At 74.0% G+C, this 1,705-nt stretch carries 1 pseudogene; it reads right to left on the bottom strand.

Annotated elements, in window-relative coordinates:
* Positions 1-1,429, bottom strand: a pseudogene (locus AB0L95_RS42155) (hypothetical protein); the annotation flags it as partial.
* Positions 1,430-1,705: the final 276 nt, after the last annotated feature.

Raw genomic sequence — 1,705 nt, 5'->3', positions numbered from 1 at the left:
TCCGGCCGCCGTCCGACGGTCCGCCATGCCGCACGGAGGAGGAATTCGCCGTCCGCGACTCCGGCGCGGTCTCCGACACACCGCGGGGCTCCTGCACGACGGGCACGCCCCTGGAAGGCGGAGCCGGCGGAACCGGTTCCGAGCCCTCCAACCGGGCCAGTCCGCCCACCTCGTCGCGCCCGGTCTGGACATCTCCCGTAACGGGCGGCTCCGCCCCTGCGGAGACCCCCTCCACAGCGGACCCGGATCGCGGCGCGGCGCCGGCCGTCCGGATTCCCGACCCGATCTGCTGCGGAGCCGTCCCGGCCAGCGGCTGGTGCGGTTCCGTCTGCCGGCCGGAACCCAGCGGGAGGCCCTGCTCGCCGGCCCCGTAGGTCTGGCCGGGGAGGGGCACCCCAACACCGGAGCCCGAGTCGTCCACCACCTGATCGAGCCAGGCCTGGACCGATCGGTCCTCCTGCGGAAGCTGCTGGACGGCGCCCTCGGTGACCGGCTCGGCAACCGACGGCGCTTCCTCCACCTCCGCCGTACGCCCCGGCAACGAACGCCGCGCACCATCGTCCCAGGCCCCGTGCTCGGCCGCCGACACATCCGTCCGCACCTCGCCCGGCCGCGTCACGGCCGACGACCCGCCGCCCTTCACCACCGCGGAGTGCGGCTCGGCGACCGACGGCGCCTCCTCCACCTTCACCGTACGCTCTGGCGACTCCCGCCACACGACGCCATCGTCGGAGAGGACGTCCTCGTGGATGCCCTCCGACGCGGTGCCCGTCGGGTCGGTGACACCGGAACCGAACGACGGAGACCGCCCCTCCACCGACACCAGCGGCGGCTCCCCCGCCAGTCCGCCATCACCGACGACAGGCTGACGCGGCGTCAGTCCGCCTTCACCGTCGACAGGCTGACGCGGCGTCAGTCCGCCTTCACCGACGACAGGCTGACGCGGCGTCAGTCCGCCAGGCCGGCCGAACCCAGAATCGCCGCCGAACGCCGACGCGGGCGGCAAGACCGGGAAGCCGTCGTGGCCCCCATCCGAGCTGAGGTCCGAGACCGAGAGGCCGTCGTGGCCCTCATCCGAGCCGAGCGCCGAAACCTGGTCGTCGGCCGCGTATCCGATCCGGCGACCGCCGGCCGGCGGAGCCTGAACGTCGCCGAAGGAACCCCCAGGCTCAACGGCGGCGGGAGCGCCGTGCTGACCACCGAAGCCCGATGCGTCCTGGCCGTACCCGCTCCCGCCCTCCGGCGCCAGGTAGCCCCGCCCGTCCTCGGACAGGCCCAACGGGTCGGGGACACTTTCGGTCGAGAAAGCCGGAAACCTGGAGTCCTTCGGCGCAGCCCCCTCGGAGCCCGCGCCCTCCCACCACAGCTCGTCCGAGTGGCCGAGGTGTTCGTCCTGGCCGTACTCGGCCTCGGCATACGGGTTGGGCACACTTCGGGTCCGGGGACCCGGATACTCGGAGTACGCCGGCGCAGCCCCCTCGGAGCCCGCACCCTCCCACCACCGCTCGTCCGAGTGGCCGAGGTGTTCGTCCTGGCCGTACCCGCTCCCGCCCTCCGGCGCCAGGTAGCCCCGGCCCCGCCCGTCCTCGGACTCGCCCCACGGGTCGGGGACACTTCGGGTCCGGAGATCCGGATACTCGGAGTACGCCGGCGCAGCCCCCTCAGAGCCCTCGCCCTCCCACCCCACGTCCGAGTAGCCGCGCCC

Source organism: Streptomyces sp. NPDC052036, from assembly GCF_040680495.1.
Classification (GTDB): Bacteria; Actinomycetota; Actinomycetes; order Streptomycetales; family Streptomycetaceae; genus Streptomyces.
Note: the sequence above shows the minus strand (reverse complement) of the source record. Positions and strands in the feature narration are given on the sequence as shown.